General features: G+C 66.1%; 13 protein-coding genes and 1 pseudogene. 8 read left to right on the forward strand and 6 right to left on the reverse strand.

Translation table 11 applies throughout. The features are described 5' to 3' along the window. Positions 1–25 precede the first annotated feature (25 nt). From IFS44_RS20005 to IFS44_RS20015, 3 genes are read right to left on the reverse strand one after another with little or no spacing between them, the layout of a single operon-like run. Entirely contained in the window at positions 26–1,405 is a 1,380-nt protein-coding gene (locus IFS44_RS20005) for a family 4 glycosyl hydrolase (protein ID WP_192099806.1), read from the reverse strand. Beyond that, a complete protein-coding gene (locus IFS44_RS20010; RefSeq protein ID WP_192099807.1) occupies positions 1,389–2,321 on the reverse strand; it encodes a carbohydrate kinase family protein in 933 nt (310 codons plus the stop codon). Before IFS44_RS20010 ends, IFS44_RS20005 begins: the two co-directional genes overlap by 17 nt. Next, positions 2,318–3,742: an APC family permease gene (locus tag IFS44_RS20015; RefSeq protein ID WP_192099808.1), complete on the reverse strand. Its 1,425-nt coding sequence runs from the start codon at positions 3,740–3,742 to the stop codon at positions 2,318–2,320. The genes IFS44_RS20010 and IFS44_RS20015 overlap by 4 nt, the downstream gene beginning before the upstream one ends. 158 nt (positions 3,743–3,900) lie before the next feature. On the opposite strand from IFS44_RS20015, the gene IFS44_RS20020 reads away from it, so the two are divergent. The 3 genes from IFS44_RS20020 (at position 3,901) to IFS44_RS20030 (ending at position 10,242) form a co-directional block, all read left to right on the forward strand. Then, on the forward strand, positions 3,901–4,818 hold the full coding sequence (locus tag IFS44_RS20020; RefSeq protein WP_192099809.1) for a MurR/RpiR family transcriptional regulator: 918 nt from the start codon (positions 3,901–3,903) through the stop codon (positions 4,816–4,818). A gap of 193 nt (positions 4,819–5,011) precedes the next feature. Next, positions 5,012–7,879: a TonB-dependent receptor gene (locus IFS44_RS20025; RefSeq protein WP_192099810.1), complete on the forward strand. Its 2,868-nt coding sequence runs from the start codon at positions 5,012–5,014 to the stop codon at positions 7,877–7,879. A gap of 5 nt (positions 7,880–7,884) precedes the next feature. After that, entirely contained in the window at positions 7,885–10,242 is a 2,358-nt protein-coding gene (locus IFS44_RS20030; protein ID WP_192099811.1) for a GH92 family glycosyl hydrolase, read from the forward strand. On the opposite strand, the gene IFS44_RS20035 is transcribed toward IFS44_RS20030, so the two are convergent. Beyond that, positions 10,226–11,260, reverse strand: a complete 1,035-nt coding sequence (locus IFS44_RS20035; protein ID WP_192099812.1) for an SIS domain-containing protein — start codon at positions 11,258–11,260, stop codon at positions 10,226–10,228. The genes IFS44_RS20030 and IFS44_RS20035 overlap by 17 nt on opposite strands. 88 nt (positions 11,261–11,348) lie before the next feature. Here IFS44_RS20035 and IFS44_RS20040 point away from each other — a divergent pair, with 88 nt between their 5' ends. Further along, complete coding sequence (locus tag IFS44_RS20040) at positions 11,349–12,779, forward strand: glycoside hydrolase family 125 protein (RefSeq protein WP_192099813.1); 1,431 nt, start codon at positions 11,349–11,351, stop codon at positions 12,777–12,779. Between the two features lie 11 nt (positions 12,780–12,790). On the opposite strand, the gene iolG is transcribed toward IFS44_RS20040, so the two are convergent. Next, on the reverse strand, positions 12,791–13,780 hold the full coding sequence (iolG, locus tag IFS44_RS20045) for an inositol 2-dehydrogenase (RefSeq protein WP_192099814.1): 990 nt from the start codon (positions 13,778–13,780) through the stop codon (positions 12,791–12,793). A 113-nt stretch (positions 13,781–13,893) separates the two neighbouring features. On the opposite strand from iolG, the gene IFS44_RS20050 reads away from it, so the two are divergent. The 4 genes from IFS44_RS20050 to iolB are packed head-to-tail and all read left to right on the forward strand — an operon-like array spanning position 13,894 to position 19,351. Continuing rightward, positions 13,894–15,804 (forward strand): bifunctional 5-dehydro-2-deoxygluconokinase/5-dehydro-2-deoxyphosphogluconate aldolase, encoded by a 1,911-nt coding sequence (locus IFS44_RS20050; RefSeq protein ID WP_192099815.1) that lies wholly within the window; start codon positions 13,894–13,896, stop codon positions 15,802–15,804. Then, the gene (gene iolD / locus IFS44_RS20055; protein ID WP_192099816.1) at positions 15,801–17,654 is read left to right on the forward strand and encodes a 3D-(3,5/4)-trihydroxycyclohexane-1,2-dione acylhydrolase (decyclizing); all 1,854 of its coding nucleotides are present in this window, start codon (positions 15,801–15,803) and stop codon (positions 17,652–17,654) included. Before IFS44_RS20050 ends, iolD begins: the two co-directional genes overlap by 4 nt. Next, on the forward strand, positions 17,654–18,529 hold the full coding sequence (gene iolE, locus IFS44_RS20060; protein WP_244650473.1) for a myo-inosose-2 dehydratase: 876 nt from the start codon (positions 17,654–17,656) through the stop codon (positions 18,527–18,529). The genes iolD and iolE overlap by 1 nt, the downstream gene beginning before the upstream one ends. After that, positions 18,530–19,351 (forward strand): 5-deoxy-glucuronate isomerase, encoded by an 822-nt coding sequence (iolB, locus tag IFS44_RS20065; protein ID WP_192099818.1) that lies wholly within the window; start codon positions 18,530–18,532, stop codon positions 19,349–19,351. Positions 19,352–20,048: 697 nt separating this feature from the next. On the opposite strand, the pseudogene IFS44_RS20070 reads toward iolB, so the two are convergent. Continuing rightward, positions 20,049–21,072, reverse strand: a pseudogene (locus tag IFS44_RS20070) (IS110 family transposase). Between the last annotated feature and the right edge of the window lie 82 nt (positions 21,073–21,154).

Consider the following 21,154-nt stretch of genomic DNA (forward strand, 5'->3'; position numbering starts at 1 on the left):
TACAGGCGGGGTGGCCATCACGGTCTCAGCAATGCTGGCAGGTCGGGTCGAGCAGGTCCGCGAGCAGTGCGCCGGTCGGGTCCCATTCGCCGATCGCCGGGTGGATCAGCAACGCCTTCCGCGCGGTCGGGCGCTCGCCGGTCAACGCCGCCTCGATCGCGGCGCGCTCATATGCCTTGATGCCGTGGACCAGGCCGATCGCGGGATCGGGCAGGGGCGCGATCGGCAGCGGCGTGATGCTGTCGCGTTCGATCCGCGACGACGTCTCGACGATGTCGCGGTCGGGCAGGCCGGGGATCGCGCCGAGGTTGCGCGTGTTGACGACGATCGTCGCGGGCACCGCGCCGGTCAGTCCGCTCATCACGTCGATCGCGATCTTGTGATAGCCGCTGGCGACGCGGAACGGATCGATGTCGAACGTGGAGTCCGGGTGGAACGCGGAGCCGCCCTCCGCCTCGAGCTTCATGTACGAGCCCGAACGGCGGTTGAGATAGGCGGCGTACGCGGTGATCGCGCCGGGCCCGTCGTCTGCGCCGAGGCGATCACGCAATGTCGCGATCAGCTCGACGTTGAGCGTCTCGACCTCGGTGCCGCGGCTCGATCCGTGCTTGCACTGGTTGGCGAGCGCGCGGCGGCGTTCGTAATAGAAGAACAGATATTCAGTCGGGATCAGCCGTAGCGCGCGGATCATCGCCTTGTCGAACACCGGCGCGGAATAGAGCTTGTCGAGCACCGCATCGTCTTCGAGTACGCGGTCGAACACGTCCTCGCCGTGGAGGCGGATGCCGCGCACCCAGCCGAGATGGTTGAGCCCGACATAGTCGCATTCGACATCCGCCAGCGTCGCGCCCAGCGCATGCGCGATGTTGTGGAACAGCTCGGTCGGCGTGTCGCAGATGCCGACGATCTTGGCGTTGGTGTGGTTCGAGATCGCCTGCGTGATCAAACCCGCCGGATTGGTGAAGTTGACGATCCACGCATCGGGGCTCAGCCTTTCCACCAGCTGTGCCTGCTCGATCGCGATCGGCACGGTGCGCATCGCCATTGCCGCACCCGCCGGGCCGGTCGTCTCCTGACCCGGATAGCCGTGCTCGATCGCCTTGCGCTCGTCTGCCGCGCGGCCGGTGATGCCGCCGACGCGAATGCTGTTCATCACGAACGACGCGCCCTCGACCGCGTCCTCGATCGAGGACGCCTCGCGCACGATCAGGCTGCCGCCCTCCTGCTTGACGATCGCGCGGCCGAGCGCCGCCATGATCGACAGCCGGTCGGAATCGGGATCCCACAGGACCAGCTCGCGCGCGCCGAGCGCCTCGGCCGCTTCATTGACGCCGAAGGTGACGAGGGGGGTGCGGACGCCACCGCCGCCGATCAACGTCAGCTTGCGGTCAGTAGGTACGGTCATGGATGCTCCGGAGTTCGTGACGATCGGGAATGGCGGCGAGCGCGCCCGGCTTGCGGGTCGACAAGGCACCGGTGATACAGCCGCGTTGCAGGCGGGCGGCGGCGTTGCCCCCGTCGAGCAGCGCGTCGATAAAGCCTGCGTCGAACGCATCGCCCGCACCGGTCGCATCGACCGCGACGACCGACGGGGGGGCGACGCGGACGAGCTGGCCGTGCTCGACCGCAGCGGCACCGCGGACGCCGAGCTTCAGCATCGGATTGCGGAGCGGCAGTGTGGCGGCGTGTTCGAAGAAGGCGGCGGGGTCGGCACTGCCGCAGAGGAGTTCCGCCTCCTTCTCGTTCGGGAGCAGATGGTCGATCGCGGCGAGCGTCGGCCGGTTGGCCGGGTCACCGAGCCATGCCGGCTGGAAACCCATGTCTAGCGAGGTTGTGATAGCCGCCGCGGCGAGCACCGGCAGAACGACATCGGCGACGTCGCGTGGCAGCGGCATCGCGAAATGGACATGACGCGCCTGTTGCAGCACGGCCAGCCCGGCGCCGGCACACAGCGCGCCGACCTGGTGGTTGACGCCGATGTGCGTGAAGAACGAGCGGTCCTCGGCGGTGGAGACGCTGATCGTCGTGCCGGTCGCGCCGTCGCCGACGACCAGCCCGTCCGCGGCGACTCCGTACTTCGCGAGACCGGTCGCAAACCAGTCGCGGTCGTCGGCGCCGACAAGACCGACGAGTGCGACGGTGCGGCCGAGCTTGGCCAAGCCGCACGCCGTTGCCGCCGCACCGCCGCCCATCGCGCGGACATAGGCGTCGGTGACGACTTCCTCGCCCGGTTTTGGCCAGGATGCGAAGCCGCTGAAGACATGGTCGACATAGATCTCGCCGACAACGGCGACGTCGTATTTTGGCTTGGGCGTTGTCATGCTGCGACTGCCAGGCGGGGGTCGAACGGCCAGCGCGATTCACGGCGGGCGAGCGCGAGGAAGACGATTGCGCCCAGCGCCATCATCCCGAATGCCGCGACGATATGGATCGGGCGGCTGGTGCCGACGATGAACAGCCAGCCAATCAGCGTGACGACGATTGGCAGCGGATAGAGCGGCATTCTGAATACGCTTCCGGCGTCGGCACGCTTCTGGCGGCGCAGTGCGACCACCGCGAAGCATTGCGCGGTATATTGGAACAGAATCTGCACGACGATCAGCACCGCGATCAGGTTTTCGAGCGATACGACCGAGGCTATCGCGGAGGCGATGCCCATGAACAGCAGCGACACGGCGGGGAAGCCGCCCTTGGGATGCAATTTGGCGAACGGCGCGAAGAACTCGCCTTCCGCCGCGGCGGCATAGGGTACGCGCGAATAGCCGAGCAGCATGACCAGCGCGGATCCCCAGCTGGCGATCAGGATTAGGATCGCGACGGTGATGCCGCCGATCGGGCCGTAGATCGCGCTCATGAAATCGGCGACCACCGCTTGGCTCTTCATCGCCTGCTGCCACGGCAGCACGCCGAGGATCGCGAGGTTCAGCCCGATGTAGAGCAGGGCGACGAGCGGGATGGATACCAGAATCGCCCGCGGGATCAGCTTGCGCGGCTCGCGGACCTCGCCGCCAAGCATGCAGACATTATTGTAGCCGCCGTAATCATAGACGCCGATCAACGTCGCGGCGCCAAGCCCCATTAGGAAGCCGTGCGACAGCGTGAACGCGCCGGGTGGAAAGTCGAGCGCGCGCGCGGCGCTGAAGCTCGGCACGCCGCTCGCGATGATCCACAGGCACGCGCCGATGACGATGATGCTGATCGCGACCGACAGGCGCTGGATTGAGCCCACGTCGCGGTAGAGGAGCACGGTGTTAAGAAGACACAGCCCGACCGCGAGCGCGGCGAGGCTCCAGCCGTTTAGCGAGGGCCAGAGGAAAGTCGCATAATGCGCGAAACCGACCGTCCCAGAGGCGATCGACATCGGCCCGATCAGCAGCGTCTGCCAGAGATAGAGGAAGCCGAACAACCGGCCGAGCTTGGCCGACCCGAACGCCTCGCGCAGATAATGGAACGGCCCGCCCGAGCGCGGCAGCGTCGCGCCAAGTTCCGCCCAGACGAACCCGTCGCAAAGGCACAGCAGCGCACCGAGCAGCCAGCCGAGCAGCGCCTGCGGTCCACCCATCGCCGCGAGCGCGAGCGGGATCGTGATGAAAGGCCCGATCCCGATCATGTTGAGAAGATTGGCCGACAGCGCGCCCGAAAAGCCGATCAGGCGGGCGGGGTCGTTCGACGACAGTCCGTCGCTGGAGCGTGCCCCAGCCGGCGTGGTGCCGCCGAAATTGGTCGGTGGGGCAGCCGTCATCGTGGCAGTATCCGATCGTCAGCCATCGCGTCGCCCCCTGCCCGTGCACTCGTAATAAACGAATATTGCCGGGTCTTTGTCAATATAGAAATTTCATTCCATAAACGAACGTTGTAATCGGATCGGCGTTTCGTATGATCGCTGTCAGGGAGACTGGAATGACGGATATGCCGGACACGGGGCCTGTAACAGCGCCCACGACTGCGACCGAACTGCGCGACTCGATCCTCGCGCGCTATGACGGCTTCAGCAAGCGGTTGCAGCATGTCGCGCGCTATGTGCTCGATCATCCCGACGACATGGCCTTGCAGACGCTGACGGTGATCGCTGAACGCTCGGCCACGCAGCCCTCGGCGATCGTGCGTTTCGCCAAGTCGCTCGGCTATACAGGGGCGGGACCGATGCAGCGGTTGTTGCGCGACAGCCTGCTCGCGAACAACGCCTCGCTTGGATATGGCGAGCGCGTCCATCAGTTCACTGCCACGGTCGACAGCTCGGTATCAGCGCGCGGCGTCGGCGCCTTGATCGACGAGTTCACCGAAGCGGATGTGCTCGCGTTGCAGAATACGCGTGCGACGATCGGGCAGGAGGGCTTGGCGGATGCGGTGGCGCTTATCCACAAGGCGCAGATCGTCCACATCGTCGGCATGCGGCGCGCCTTCCCGGTAGCGACCTATCTTGCCTACGCAATGCCGCAAGCTGGCAAACCCACCGTCCTGATCGACGGCGTCGGCGGCTTGGCCTTCCAGCAGTTCCGCGCGATCTCGGCCAAGGACCTGCTGATCGCGATCAGCTATCATTCCTACGCCCCCGAAACCGTCAGCGCGGTCGAGGCCGCCTGCGCGGCGGGTGCCAAGATACTCGCCATCTCCGACAGCCTCGCCAGCCCGATCGCCAAGCTCGCGACGCAGACGCTCGTCGTCCGCGAGTCGCAGGTTCGCGGGTTCCGGTCGTTGTCGGCATCGTTGTGCGTCGCGCAGGCGCTGGTGGTCGGGGTTGCCTATGAACAGGAGCGCGGGGCGGTACGACGGGGGCGTGGACGGAGTCGTTCGCCGGCGGCCGTGGATGCCTCCTAGCGTGATCGCGCAGTGCCGACGCTCGCGAGACATTTGATCTGCCGCAACTCTCAAACGCAATATTCGAAGGATAAATAGAAAATCTCGTTCATATTTATATCAAAGAGAAAAATCATATTGACATAAAAGTGACATTAGCATTCTTTGGCGTCCAAGAATGCCGGCGAGGGGCCGGACGAAATTTGGGGGGCATATGAGCCAGATGAAGCTGCGCGCACGGTTGTTGATGGGGACCATCTCACTGGTCGGGGCGTTTGCCGCGCCCGAACTGGCCTACGCCCAAGAGACATCGCAGACCCTCGTCCAGACACCCGCCGCCGCGCAGGACGCCGCCGCGCGGAAAGCCGACGCATCAGCGCCCGCTCAGGCTCCCGATGCCGATTTGGCGGCGACCCCCGGTGCGGCCGGTGGCGACATCCTCGTCGTCGGCAACCGCTACGACGCGACCGCGCTCCAGATGCGTTCCGCCAATACGACCAACGTACTGTCGGCAGACGATCTGGCGCATACCGCGGTCCACAACGTCGCCGAGGCACTTGGTCTGCTCCCTGGCATCAACGTGATGAACACCGGCTCGGCGTTTGCGGGCGGTGTCGACGGCGCGTCGCGCGGCGAGGGCATGTTCGTATCGGTCCGCGGTTTGAACGCCGAATACAACCTCAACCTCATCAACGGCGTCAACGTCGCGCAGGGCAATCCGTACAGCCGCGGCGTCCAGCTAAGCCTGTTGCCACCGTCGGGTCTCCAGACGATCGTCCTGAACAAGACGTCGCAGCCCGACATGCTGGGCGATGCGATCGGCGGCACGATCGATTTCCGCACGCCGTCGGCCTTCGATTACAGCGACTCGATGCGCGCCAGCGTCACCGCAGGCGGTCGCCTCGAAAGCCGTGCGCGCGCCTATGGCAAGAGCGGCCTTGGCTACAATGTCGGCGGCGATTTCTCGACCAAGTTCGGCCCCGACAAGCAGTTCGGCTTTTATGCCAGCGGCTTCTACGACATCCGCCATTACGCCAATAGTCTGGTCGGCGGTATCCAGGCGTCGGGCTGTTGCGATTTCGGTTATGACTTTGCGGTGCAGAATGCCGACGGATCGAACCCGAGCAACCTCGATCCGGCGGCGAACCTGATTCTGACGGGCGCCAATTTCGGCATGTCGTCGGGCTCGACCGAGCGCTACGGCGGTAACGCGACGTTCGACTGGCGCCCCGACGACGACACCGCGGTCTACGCGCGCTTTACGTATGCGCAGGCGAACACCGAGCAGAACAGTCACCTGACGCAGATCATCGGGATGAACAAGCAGACCGGATCGAACGGCACGCCGCTCGGCAACGGCCTGTACGCGCCGATCATCAGCAACGTCTCGACGCGGTTCTGGTACGAGACCAATCCTGCGCTCGCCAAGCTCGGCACCGCGCAGATCGGCGGCGAGAAGCATCTCGGCGCGCTGACCGTCACGCCCAACATCTTCTACAGCTGGGGTACCAATGCGCGGCCCAACCACATCGAGGTTGCGGCGCGTACATTGGGCACGGACGGCAATGGCCTTGCGTTCGGCGGCGGCACGCTGTTCGGCTACAACAACGGCTATCCCGTGCCGTTGCTGACGCCGGCGCTGTCGACTGCGCTGAACAATATTCCCGGGATGCCGGCGGCGGGTGGTGCGCCCGAATATACCCCGCAGACCAGCAGCCAGAAGAAGGGCGGCGCCAAACTCGACCTGCGGTATGACTTCGAGGGCAGCCCGCTGCAGTTCATCAAGGTCGGCGCGCGGATCGAGAAGAGTCGCCGGATGCTCACCAACCGCGATTACACCGTCCCCAATTATGGCGGCGCGACGACGTTCGGCGATCTTGGCCTGATCTCCAAGACCTATCCCAGCGTCTGGCCGGGCCGCTACGGCTGGGCGGTGCCGGAGATCGACCAGAGCAAGCTGTTTGCCTTGTTCGACAAGCTTGGCGGCGCCACCGACGCGACGATCGACACGTGCGGCAGCAACCCGATCAACAGTTTCAACTGCAACACGCAGCGTGCGACCGAGACGGTGTATGCGACCTATGCGATGGCACAGGTGGATGTCGGCGACCTCCAGCTGATCCCCGGCGTTCGCTACGAGCATACCGATATCCACAACACGTTTTGGGTAACTCCCAATGTCAATGGTGTAACGGGCACCGGTGCGTTCGACAGTAACGTCGCACGGTTCGATGCGCTCCTCCCGAGCATCGCCGCCAACTATCGTCCGAACCGCGAGTCGGTCTACCGTGCGTCGGTGTGGACCAGCTATGTCCGGCCGCCGTTCCTGCAACTCGGTGGTGGCACGAACACCGCAGTGTCCGGTGGCGTCACCACCATCACGCAGGGCAATCCCGACCTGAAGGCTATCCGCGCACTGAACATCGACGCATCGGGCGAGTGGGACTTCAACCAGGGCGGCCACATCATGCTCGCCGGATTCTACAAGCACCTGCGCAACTACATCTACGACAATGGAAGCAGCGCCGGCATCGTCACCGGCACGAATGTCGGAGTGACGCAGGGCACCGTCACCTACAAGCCGCAGAATGGTGGGTCGGGCGATATCTACGGCATCGAACTTGCCGCTCGCCAGAAGTTGTCGGCATTGCCCGGCTTTCTCAGCGGCTTCGGGGTTTCGGGCAACATCACGCGGCAATGGACGAAGGTCGACGTGCTCGGCGACGGTACGCGGATGGACCGAATCCAGAACGCGCCCGACCTGCTGGCCAACGCACAGCTGTTCTACGAGAGTGGCCCGGTGACGTTCGACATCAACTACAACCACGCCGGCAGCTATGTCTCGATCTACGACACGCTCGGCAAGGGATCGAAGTGGGACAATGTCTGGGTCCGGCCGATCAACCGCGTCGACTTGCATCTAGGGTTCGCGGCGACCGATACGATGAAGCTCGACGTGTCGGTGTCCAACGTCTTCAACACCTACAGCTATTGGGCGCATATCGGTAAGAACAGCCTGGCGGTGTCCGATATCGTCAATTCGGGGACGACCTCGCTGCTCACCGCAACCTGGAAGCTGTAAATACGATGGAAACGACGCGCCGCGATCTGCTGACGGGAGGCTTGGCGATCGTGGCGGCGACGTCGGCGGCGGGGCCGGCGCTGGGCCGCGCGACCAGGACCGGACCGGGCGTCGACCCGTGCGACCTGGTCGATCCGTTCATCGGGACCGGCGGGCACGGCCATACCTATCCCGGTGCCGCGCGGCCGTTCGGGATGGTGCAGCTCGGCCCCGACACCGACAATGCGCGCTGGGACGCGTGCTCGGGCTATCATCACGACGACAGCTCAATCCTCGGTTTCTCGCATACGCATCTGAGCGGCACCGGGGTCGGCGACCTGCTCGATATCCTGGTCGTACCGCGCGTCGGGCCGGTGGTGCTTAGCCCGGGTTCGCTCGCCAAACCCGAAGGCAGTTATCGGCAGCGGTTCGCGCATGCCGAGGAACGCGCCTCGCCCGGCTATTACGCGGTATCGTTCCCCGACAGCCGCATTGCCGCAGAACTCACGGTATCGGATCGCGTCGGTCTGCATCGCTATCGCTTCCCGGGCGCGGGACATCTGCTGGTGGATTTCGCGCATGGCAGCCGCGACGAGCCGGATGCCGCGAGCATCGGCTTCGATCGCCCCAAGCCGACCCCGATCACCGATGCGTCGCTGCGGCTGGTCGGGCGCGACATGCTGGTCGGCAGCCGCCGCGTCCAGCAATGGGCGGGCGGGCGCGTGATCCACTTCGCGATGCGGCTTTCGCGGCCGTTCGCCGAAGCGCGGCTCTTCAGCAACGATGCACCGGTCGCGGGCGCGCAGGTCGCCGGCGCCGCGCTGAAGGTCGCGCTGATGTTTCCAGATGCGGGCGCCGCGCCGCTGCTCGTCAAGGTCGCGCTGTCGGGCGTCGATGTCGACGGCGCGATCCGCAATCTCGACACCGAGCTGCCACACTGGGATTTCGACCGCGTCCACCGCGAGGCGCGCGCCGCATGGGCGATCGAGCTCGGCAGGCTGACGGTCGAGGGCGCCGCCGAGAGCGATCGGCGGATCTTCTACACCGCAGCCTATCACGCGCTGCTCGCGCCGACGCTGTTCTCCGATGTCGACGGACGCTATCGCGGGATGGACACCGCGGTCCACACGGTCCCGGCGGACCAGCATAATTACAGCACCTATTCGCTGTGGGACACGTATCGCACGCTGCATCCGTTGCTGACGCTGGTCCAGCCGGAGCGCAACACCGACCTCGTCCGCGGACTGGTCCGGATGACGAACGAAAGCCCGCACGGGCCGCCGATCTGGCCGCTCCAGGGGATCGAGACGCATTGCATGATCGGCTGGCATTCGGCGGTGGTGATCGCCGAGGCGGCGGCCAAGCGCGTGCCCGGGATCGATTACGCCGCCGCCTGGCCGCGGTTTCGCGCGCTGGCTTTCGACCGCGATATCAAGGGCCTCGATCCGTATCGCCGGCTCGGCTTCATTCCCAGCGACAAGGTGGCCGAGGCGGCGAGCAAGACGCTCGAATACGCCTATGACGACTGGGCGATGGCGACGCTCGCCGATGTCGCGGGCGCGACCGAGGATGCGGCGAAGCTGCGCGCGCGATCGCGCAATTACCGCAACCTGTTCGATGCGAAGACCGGCTTCATGCGCCCGCGGCTGGCGGAAGGCAAATGGGCCGAACCGTTCGATCCGCGCGCGCTCGGCCACGACACGGCACACTGGCGCGACTTCACCGAATGCAATGCGTGGCAGGCGACCTTCCTCAATCAGCACGACGTCTACGGCCTGATCGACCTGTTCGGCGGCGACACCGTGTTTGAGGCCAAGCTCGATGCGCTGTTCGCCGCGGAGAGTGGCGTCGCCGGGGATTCCGTGCCCGATATCAGCGGCATGGTCGGGCAATATGCGCACGGCAACGAGCCCAGCCACCACGTCGCCTATCTCTACGCCTATTGCGGCGCGCCGTGGAAGACGCAGGCTCGGGTGCGGATGCTGCTCGCGGGGCAATATCGCGCCGCGCCCGATGGCCTTTCGGGGAACGAGGATTGCGGGCAGATGAGTGCCTGGTACCTGATGAGCGCGATGGGGCTGTATCCGGTCGATCCGGTCAGTGCGGTCTATGTGTTCGGCGCGCCGTTGTTCGCGCGCGCAACCATGGCGGTCGGGCAGGGGCGGCAGGTGGTGATCGAGGCACCGGGCGTCGGCCCGGACGCGGTCTATGTCCAGCGCGTGACTTGGAACGGCAAGCCCTGGACCAAGAGCTGGATCGCGCATGCCAATCTGGCGAAGGGCGGGCGTCTGGTGTTCGAGATGGGCCGCCGCCCCAACCCCGCCTTCGGTCGCGATCCCGCCGACCGGCCGCCCTCGTTCGGTGCTCTCAGACCGTCTGCGTGACCTTGGCGAGATGCGGTGGCGCATCGGGGTCCAGCCCGCGCGCCAGCGACAGCGCGTTGGCCGCGCGGTAGAAGCTTTGGAGCATCAGGATCGGCTCCAGTGCGGGGTGCGCCTTGGCGGCTGGCAACACGCCGCCGATGATCGCATCCGCGAGCAGCACGCGTGCGCCACGGCCGGCAAAGTCCGCGGCGGCCACGCGCACGCTTTCGCCCGACGCATCCGATCCGGCGATCGCGAGGACGGGAAATCCCGGTCCGACGATCGTCATCGGCCCGTGGCGGACTTCGGCGGCGCTGAACGCCTCGGCATGCAGCGCGCACGTCTCCTTGAGCTTCAGTGCCATCTCCTGCGCGATGCCGAAGCCGTAGCCGCGCCCGACGACGAACAGGCTGGTCGCCGATACCAACGCAGTCGACATCGCCCGCCAGTCTTCGTCGAACGCCTTTTCCAGTCGCGCAGGCAGTGCCACGACCGCATCGGCGAACCCGGCGTCGTCTGCGACCGCCGCGACGATCGCGGCGAGCCCGGCCATCGCCGCGATGCATGATTTGGTCGCGGCAACCGAGCGTTCCGGTCCGGCGCTAAGCGCGATCATGGTGTCCGCCCGCAAGGCGAGCGGCGATGTCTCGTCATTGACCAGCGCGACGACGTGCGCGCCAGCGCATTGCCACGCGTCGACCGTCGCCAGCAGGTCCGGGCTGCGGCCCGATTGCGAGATCGCGATGCACAGCGTGTCCGGTCCGCCGCCGGCCGGTGCGCCGAACAGCGACGCGGTCGACGGTGCCGCCGACACGACCGGCAGCGCCAGCATCGTCTCGAACAGATACTTGCCGTACGACGCGGCATGGTCGGACGACCCGCGCGCGCAGGTCACGACCAGTCGCACGTGGCGCGCGCGAAGCGTCGTCGCCAGTGCAGCGATCTTCGCACGATTGGTGCCGAGCAGCCGCGCCACCGCGGCCCCCGCTTCGCGCGCTTCGGTGAACATCGCCGTTGTGCTTTCGAAAGGATCGGTCATCGTGGCCCCCAAATCTAATTATGAACCAAATATTCCATCTTAGTTATAATTGCTAGATTCGTTTCTAATATCTGGATAGCCTCACGATATGACGTTGATCCCAACCCGCCGGACGTTGCTCGCCGGCCTCGCAGCGTTTGCCGGCAGCGGTGCGGTTCCGATCAGGGCCGCGGCGCGGTCGTCACGCCAGACCAAGCGCCCGCCGATCGCTGACCGTCGCTTCGTCAGCCTGGCGGTGGAAACCGAGATTGCGCGCGTCTCGGTGGGAACCGGTGACCCCGAACTGCGGTGGCTGTTCGCGAACTGCTATCCCAACACGCTCGACACGACCGTCGAGATGGGCACGCTCGATCGTCGTCCCGATTCGTTCGTCATTACCGGTGACATCCCGTGCTTGTGGCTGCGCGACAGCGCCGCGCAAGTGCACGGCTATCTATCGCTGGCCCGCAAGGATCCGGCGTTGCAGACGCTGTTCCGCGGACTGATCGCCCGGCATGCGCGCTGCATTTTGATCGATCCCTATGCCAACGCGTTTGCGCGCGACGTCACTGCGGGCACGCCGCTGTCTTGGGCAAAGGACGATCTAACAACGATGAAACCGGGCGTCGCCGAGCGCAAATGGGAAGTCGATTCGCTCTGCCACGTCGTCCGCCTCGCGTACGGCTATTGGCGTGCGACCGGCGACCGTGCGCCATTCGACGCGCGATGGGGCGGGGCAGCGCGGACGATCGTCGCGACGTTCCGCGCGCAGCAGCGCAAGGACGGCCCCGGCCCCTACCGGTTCCAGCGCGCGACGGAGAGCGCGACCGACACGCTGATCCTCGATGGTTACGGCGCGCCGACGCGCAAAGTCGGCCTGATCCACTCGATGTTCCGCCCGTCCGACGATGCCTGCGTCTATCCGTTCCTGATCCCGGCGAACCTGTTCGCTGTCGCCGCGCTGCGCTGGCTCGCGGTTTTGGCGCACGAGACGCGCGGCGACACAGCGTTGGCGACCGATGCGATCGCGCTCGCGGACGAGGTCGACGCGGCGTTGCGCGCGCATGGACGGATTGGCGAGGGCGCGGCGGCAGTCTGGGCGTATGAGGTCGACGGCTATGGCAACACGCTGTTCATGGACGATGCCAATGCGCCGAGCCTGTCGTCGCTGGCGATGCTCGGCTGCGTGCCACGCGACGACGCGCTGTTCCGCCGGACCGAAGTGCGCTGCTGGAGCGACGCGAACCCGTATTTCTTCCGCGGCCGCGCGGGCGAGGGGATCGGCGGCCCACATGTCGGGCTCGGGATGATCTGGCCGATGTCGCTGATCGTTCGCGCGATGAGCAGCGACGACGACGCAACGATCGCCCGCTGTCTGCACGTCCTGAAGACCACGCATGCTGGTACCGGCTTCATGCACGAGGCGTTCGGTGCGGACGATCCGTCGCATTTCACCCGGCCCTGGTTTGCCTGGGCCAACAGCCTGTTCGGCGAGATGATCGTCGATCTCACACGCCGCAAACCGCATCTGCTGGCCTAGCGCGCCTTGGTTCAGACCGTCTCCATCCGGCCCGACCGCACCGATCGCGCCGCCGCCTCGGCGAGCGCCAGCGCGGCGATTCCGTCGCGCAGCATGACCTGCGGCGCGGCGCCGTCGATCACATCGGCGAAATGCGCCATCTCGTTCGAATAGGCCTGCGCATAGCGGTCGAGGAAGAAATTCTGGAACGGATCGGTGCGGCCGCCGGTGGGCCCCCAGGTCTCCACGGTTGTCTCGGTCACGTTGCCTGCGCGGATCATGCCCTGCGCGCCATACGCCTCGATCCGCTGGTCATAGCCATAGCCGCTGCGACGGCTCGAACTGATCGTGCACAGGCGTCCTTCGGCGGTGCGCAGAGTCGTGCGCGCGGTATCTACGTCGCCGATCGCGGCGATCGCCGGGTCGATCAGGCAGGACGCGCTCGCAAAGACCCCGACCGGCTCCGCGCCGAGCAGGCAGCGCGCCATGTCGAAATCGTGGATCACCATGTCGCGGAACAGCCCGCCCGAACTGGCGAGATAATCAGTCGATGGCGGCGCGGGGTCGTGGCTGACAATATGGATCGCCTCGACCGCGCCGATCGCGCCCGCCGCCAGTCGCGCGGCGAGCGCGGCGAAATGTGGATCGAACCGCCGGTTGAACCCCATCAGCACGCGCGCGCCGACGCCGTCGAGCCGCGCCGCAACTGTTCGGGCCCGGTCGAGATCGAGGTCGATCGGCTTCTCGCAAAAGATCGGCCGACCGGCATCGGCCTGGGCCGCGGCGAGCATATGGTCGCAGTGCAACGCAGTCGGGCTGGCGATCACCACCGCATCGATCGTGGGGTCGCTCAGCGCGCTGCCGACGTCGGTCGCGGTTGCGCCATACTGCGCCGCGAGCTCCTGCGCGATATACGTGGTGGCGTCGGCGACGCAGGCGAGCCGCAACCGCGGGTGCGCGGCGATGGTGGCGGCATGGATTCGGCCGATCCGCCCGGCGCCTATCATTGCGACAGCGTGCACGTCACTCTCCTGGCCAAGCCTTTAGCGTTGGCCGTACCCGGCACGCACCGCGTTGTCGAACCACCATATTCGCCGTATGTGCCAGTATCGTGGACATAAGGCACAGCGAACCGATGGCGACGATCGAGCTGATCACGGTCGGCCGTTCATGCGTCGACCTGTACGGTGAACAGGTCGGCGGTCGTCTCGAGGATATGGCGACCTTCGGCAAATATGTCGGGGGCAGCCCGACCAACACCGCGATCGGTGCGGCCCGGCTCGGCCTGCGCACTGGTCTGCTGACCAAGGTCGGCGACGATCACATGGGGCGCTTTATCCGCGAACAGCTGGAGCGCGAAGGCGTCGCGACGCAGGGCGTGCTGACCGATCCCGACCGGCTGACCGCGCTAGTCCTGCTCGGCATCCGCGATCCCGAGACGTTTCCCTTGCTGTTCTACCGCGAGAATTGCGCCGATATGGCGCTGTGCGAGGCGGACATCGATCCCGCGTTCATCGCGTCCGCCGGTGCTGTGCTGGTCAACGGCACGCATCTGTCGCAGCCGGGGGTGTTCGCCGCGAGCATGGCGGTAGCTCGCTCGATGCGCGACGGCGGCGGACGGGTCGTGTTCGATATCGACTTTCGCCCCGTGCTCTGGGGGTTGACGTCGCGCGCTATGGGTGAGAACCGCTTCGTCGCCGACGCCGCGGTCACCGCGACGATGCAGCGCATGTTGCCGCTGGTCGATCTGGTCGTCGGGACCGAACAGGAAATCCACATCCTCGGCGGCTCGCTGGACACGGTCGCGGCGCTGGCGGCGATCCGGCGGCTGACGTCCGCGCCAATTGTCGTGAAACTCTCGGCGGAAGGCTGCGTCGTCCTGGAGGGTGCGGTTCCCGCCGCGCTAGACGGCGCGTGCGTGGTGCCGGGCTATCCGGTCGAGGTGTTCAACGCGCTGGGCGCGGGCGATGCGTTCATGGCGGGGTTCCTCCGCGGCTGGCTGCGCGGCGAGACGCTGGCGACGGCGGGCGCGTGGGGCAATGCGTGCGGCGCGCTGGTGGTGTCGCGGCATGGCTGCGCGCCGGCGATGCCCGGCTGGGACGAGCTTTACAGCTTTCTCGGGCGGGCAAGCTGGCCCGATCGATTGCGCACCGACCGCGTGCTCGAACATCAGCATTGGGCCGCTCACCGCACGCGCCGCTACGACGAACTGACCGTGCTGGCGGTCGATCACCGGACCCAGTTCGACGAGCTGGTGCGGACGTCGGGTCCGGGGGCGCGCGCACGCGTCGCGAGCTTCAAGACGCTGGTCCTGCGCGCGACAGACCGGCTCGCGGCGCGCGCGCGCAGTTTCGGCGTGCTGCTCGACGGCGGCGATGGTGCCCGCGCGTTGGAGGCTGCGGCGGATCTCCCGTACTGGACCGGCCGCCCAATCGAGGTGCCCGGATCGCGGCCGCTCCGGTTCGAGGATGGTCTCGATCCGGCGGTGACGTTGCGGGGGTGGCCTGTCACGCAGGTGGTCAAATGCCTGGTCTACTACCGGATGGACGATGCGGCGGATTTGCGGGCGATGCAGGACCGCCAGCTGGTCCGGCTGTTCGAGGCCTGCCGTGCCACGCGGCATGAACTGCTGCTCGAGGTGATCGTGTCCGCGCACGGTGCCGTCGCCCCCGACACGACGGCTCAGGTCCTCGAGCATTTCTACACGCTGGGAATCTATCCGGACTGGTGGAAGCTGGAGCCAGCGGACGACGGCGCGACCTGGCATGCGATCGCCACCGTGATCGATACGCATGATCCCGATTGTCTCGGCGTCCTGCTGCTCGGATTGTCGGCCGCGCCTGCGGTGCTGCTCGAACGCTTCGAGATCGCCGCCGCCTATCCGATCGTCAAGGGGTTTGCGGTCGGACGGACGATCTGGAACGATGTCGCCCGGCGCTGGCTGGATGGCACGGTCGACGAGGATACGGCGATGGATCAGATCACGGTGAATTTCCGCGTCCTGATCGACGCGTGGCGTACCGCGCGCGCCAAGGCATACCGATGAGCGACACCGTCCGCCTGACCGCCGCGCAGGCGCTGGTCCGCTGGATGACCACGCAGCAGGTGGAGATCGACGGCGTCGCGACGCGCTATTTCGCGGGCATGTGGGCGATCTTCGGTCACGGCAACGTCGCCGCGCTCGGCGAGGCGCTGGCCGGCGTACGCGAAACCTTGCCGACCTACCGCGCGCACAGCGAACAGGGCATGGCGCATGCCGCAATCGCGTTCGCCAAGGCGCATCGTCGCGAGCGGGCGATGGCGTGCACGAGCTCGATCGGGCCTGGCGCGACCAATATGGTGACCGCTGCCGCGCTCGCGCACGTCAACCGCCTGCCGGTGCTGTTCCTGCCCGCCGACGTCTTCGCGAGCCGCCGCCCCGATCCGGTGCTGCAGCAGGTCGAGGCGTTCGCCGACGCCACGGTCAGCGCGAACGACTGTTTCCGCCCGGTCTCGCGATTGTTCGACCGGATCGTCCGCCCGGAACAGCTGATGGATGCACTGCCACGCGCGATGGCGGTGCTGACCGATCCGGCCGCGTGCGGTCCGGTGACGCTGTGCCTGTGCCAGGACGTGCAGGCTGAGGCGTTCGATTACCCGGCCGCGTTCTTCCGCGAACGGTTGTGGCGGCGGCGGCGCGCCGAGCCCGATCGCGGCGAACTCACCCGGCTGATCGCGGCAGTGCGCGGTGCGCGCAGGCCGCTGATCATCGCCGGCGGTGGCGTCCTCCACGCACGCGCCAATGCGACTCTGGCGGTGCTGGCGGCAGCGACCGGCATTCCCGTCGTCGAGACGCAGGCGGGGAAGGGCTCCTTGATCTGGGATCATCCGCAGGCGCTCGGCGGGGTCGGCGTGACCGGCACGTCGGCGGCGAATGCGGCGGCGGCGGCGGCCGACGTTATCGTCGCAGTCGGTACGCGATTGCAGGACTTCACTACCGGATCGCGCACGCTGTTCGCGGTGGATGCGAGGCTGTTCCAGATCAATGCCGCGCTGCACGACGCCGCCAAGCACGATGCCGAGCCGGTAGTGGGCGACGCCGATGTGATCCTGCGCGCTTTGGCCGATGGCTTGGCCGTGTGGCAAGTGGCCGACGCCTGGCGCACGACATTACGTACCGCGCTGGCGGACTGGAACGAATCCTGGCTCGCGGCGACGGCGCCTGATGACGCGATGCCGTCGGATGCGCAGGTCGTCGGCGCGGTCTGGCGGCAGTCGACCGTTGATACGGTCGTCGTGTGCGCAGCCGGTGGCCTGCCGGGGGAATTGCACAAATTGTGGCGCGTGCTGCAACCCGGCGGCTATTACGCCGAATACGGTTATTCGTGCATGGGGCACGAGATCGCCGGCGGCCTCGGCGTCGCGATGGCGTTGGAAAGCCCCGAGAGGATGCCGCCGCGCGACGTGATCGCGATGGTCGGCGACGGCAGCTATCTGATGCTCAATTCGGAGCTGGCGACGGCGGTAATGCTGGGCGTCAAACTGACGGTGGTGCTGGTCGACAATCGCGGCTTCGGATGCATCGATCGACTTGATTGCGCCAGTGGTGGGCCTAGTGCTGAGGCAGGGCTGGATAACCTGTTGCCCGACGCCGCGCCGCGGATCGACTTCGTCGCGCACGCCCGCAGCATGGGTGCGGTTGCCGAGCGGGTGCAGGACATCGCCGCTCTGGAGACCGCGCTCGCGCAGGTCCGGCCGCTACGCCAAGTCAGCGTGATCGTCGTCGAGACCGATCCCGCGCGCGCGACAGCCGCCGGCGGGCATTGGTGGGACGTCGCCATACCTGCCGTCTCGACCTCTGCCGCGGTCTCTACGGCGCGGGCGGCGTATGAGACTGCGTTGGGGTCGACGTCGTGATGATCCGCTGGGGCGTCAGTCCGATCGGCTGGGCCAACGACGATTTGCCGGCATTGGGGGCGGGAACGACGCTCGACACGATCCTGTCGGACGCGCGGGCGATCGGTTTCGACGGTATCGAGCTCGGCCACCTGTTCCCGCGCGACCCCGCCATTCTGGCGCCGATCATGGCCGCGCATGGGCTGGCGACGATCGGCGGGTGGCACGGCATGCGGCTGCTGTCGCACGATGCGGAGGCGGAGATCGCCGCGATGACGCCGCACCTCGACCTGCTTGCCGGCATTGGTGCGCAGATCGTCGTCGTCGCCGAGACGTCCAACGCGATCCACACCGATCAAACGCATCCGCTGCGCGCGTCGCCCCGACTGGCTGAGCCGGACTGGCCGGTGTTCGGCCGGCGGCTCGACCAGGTCGCGGCGCATGTTGCCGGACGGGGCCTGCGGCTGGCCTATCATCACCATCTCGGCACAGTGATCGAGACCGCTGACGATCTCGACCAGCTGCTCGCCGCGACCGGTCCGGCGGTCGGACTGACCCTTGACACCGGCCATGCGCGCTATGGGCGGATCGATCCGGTGGCGACGATACGGCGATGGCCGGAACGCATCGCCCACCTCCACGTCAAGGATGTGCGCACCGATCGTCATGCCGCGATTGTCGCGTCCGGCGGCAGCTTCCTCGACGGTGTCACGGCGGGCATGTTCACCACACCGGGCGATGGCGATCTGGACTTCGTACCGGTGACCGCGGCGTTGCAGAGTGTCGAATATGCGGGGTGGATCGTGATAGAGGCGGAGCAGGATCCGGCGCTGGCCGATGCTCGGGCGTATGCCGCGTCCGGCCTCGCAACGATCCGCCAACTGATGGAGCGCTGAATGTCGCACTTGCGGATCGCGTCGAGCGCACCGGCGGATGACGGGGTCGTCGTCGTGGTAACGCCCTCCAGCGCGGGATGGGACCATGTCGGCTTCATGGTAATCAGGCTCGCCCCCGAACGAGTTCACCAGGGTGGCGATCCGGCCCGCGAGCTTTGCATGGTGATACTCACCGGGACCGTCGATGTCGTCGCTGGCGATCAAAGCTTCGTGGGGCTGGGCAGCCGCCGCAGCGTTTTCGACGGGCCGCCCGCTGCGCTATATCTGCCGGCCGGGTGGGCCTACACCGTCCGCGCCTCCTGTGAGGCGGAGATCGCCTTCTGTACCGCGCCCGGTAGTGTCGGGCGGGCGGCGCGTTTGATCCTGCCCGATGCGATGCCGTACGAGGTTCGCGGCCAAGGGACGAACACGCGGTTTGTCCGCAATATCTTGCCGGAAAGTGCGGTTGCCGACAGTCTTCTGGTCGTGGAAGTGATTACGCCCGGCGGGCATTGGTCGAGCTATCCTCCGCACAAACACGACACGGATGCCTTTCCCGACGAAACTCGACTGGAGGAGACGTATTACCACCGCCTGTCTCCGCCCCAGGGTTTTGCCCTTCAAAGGGTCTATACCGACGACCGGACCTTGGACGAAACGATTGCAGTCGGCGACGGCGACGTGGTGCTGGTGCCGCGCGGTTATCACCCCGTCGCCGCAGCGCCCGGTTGTGAGCTCTACTACCTTAACGTCATGGCCGGCCCTCGACGCTCTTGGCGCGTCCGTGCGGACCCCGGTCAAGCTTGGAACGCTAACTGCAAGCGCGGCAAGCAGTCCGTGTAACGGAAAACATCAGGATATTGGGTCGCAATGAGTTACCGGCATTCCTTCCATGATGGCAACGTTGCCGATATTGTGGAGCACAGCCCTGCGAGATCGTCGGCCAGCTGTATCTGCTGCATCCCCGTCGGCGACCTGACGAACAATTTGTCGTCGAACACCTCGCGCAGTCAAGTAAGCGCGCCGCTCATCGCCGGCTGGCTCACACGGATGCGCTGGCCAGCACGTATGACGTGGCGCTGCGCGTACAGGGCATCAAACGCCTTCAACAAGTTCAGGTCAAAGACCGCTACATCCACCGGACAGCCCTAGAAGAATGAGGTCAGTCGGGAAAGCGATCGAGGGGTATGTTTAACCCCGCCCTTCCTGACAGAACTGCCTACTGGGGGCGGAGGTCCGCCCCCTTTGCTGCGTACGCAGCGATCTGAACGAACGGCCGTGTGTGGACGCCCCGCTGGATACAAGGGGGTTTTGAGAGATTTGTTCGCGCAGGTTCAGGTGCTTCCGTGTATTCGGCCTGTTGATGCAGCCATCAGCACGGCTGCTGGCCTGTATGGAGATCGCGGATCGGGTCCAGACCGAAGTTGCGCGCTCAAGGCGCTCGGACACATCCCTGGTTTTGCCAATCCCGTCTTCTGACAGTTGCGCCATACCTCTCTACTGACCTTCCTTGCGTCCCTGACGCCTCAAGCCTTGACGGTTACACCGCCGCAGCCGGAGCTCTATAGGACCCGCCATGCGCCATCAGCGCCCAGACGGTCCTCGCCATCTTATTGGCCAACGCCACCGTGATCAGCATGCGCGGCTTGCGAGCCAGCATGCCGGCCAGCCATGCGCCGGCTTTATCGGGGTCACGCGCCGCAACCTTCGTAACCGAACTTGCGACAATAATAAGAGGCCTCCGCAAGCTACGCTCGCCCATCTTTGTTGTGCGCCCCAGCCGCTCCTTCGCCGCTAGAGTGCTGTCGGGGTACGAGGCCAAGCCAGGCTGCAAAATCACGCCCGCGTCGGAACGTGCTGGCAGCAGGCGCTAGCGCCACAAGCGCAGTCGCGATCACCGGCCCCACCCCCGGAATGGTCATCAGCCGCTTCGCCACGGGGTCAGTCTTGGCCCGGTGCGCGATTTCGCGATCCAGAAGAGCGATCTGCGACTGAAGCGCTTGAAGGCTTTGAGTGATAACTGCCAGCACTGGCCGCGCCACAGGCGGTATATCGGATGCAGGATCGGCAACAAGCTCGACCAGCTTCCCGACATGCCCGACACCCTGCCGAACGATGTAGCCAAATTCGGTGAGGTGTACTCGTAGGGCGTTGATCAGTTGCGTGCGCTGGCGCACGAGCCGATCGCGCGTACGGAAGATTACTCCGGAGGCCTGTGCTTCGGCGCTCTTACCCTGCACGAACCGCATCGTCGGGCGCTGCGCCGCCTCGCAAATCGCTTCAGCATCGGCCATGTCGTTCTTCTGCCGCTTCACGAACGGCTTCACGTAGGCCGATGGAATGAGCCGCGTGTCATGGCCTACTGCGGCGATCTCGCGAGCCCAGTAATGGGCGCTCGCACAGGCCTCCATTGCCACCACGCATCGTGGCAAGGTCGAGAAGAATGACAGAACCTGATCACGCCGAAGCTTTTTGCGGAAGATAACAGCACCGCTCGGATCCGAGCCGTGAACCTGGAAAACCGACTTGGCCAGATCGATGCCGACTGTGCTAACCTCACCCATGGACGCCTCCTCAGTGGTGTTTTCAACACCCCCACTATGGCACATCAATGCCGTCAGGGGGCGTCCACCCCAACGAAGTTGG

Source organism: Sphingomonas sp. CFBP 13706, assembly GCF_014842355.1.
Lineage (GTDB): Bacteria > Pseudomonadota > Alphaproteobacteria > Sphingomonadales > Sphingomonadaceae > Sphingomonas > Sphingomonas aerolata.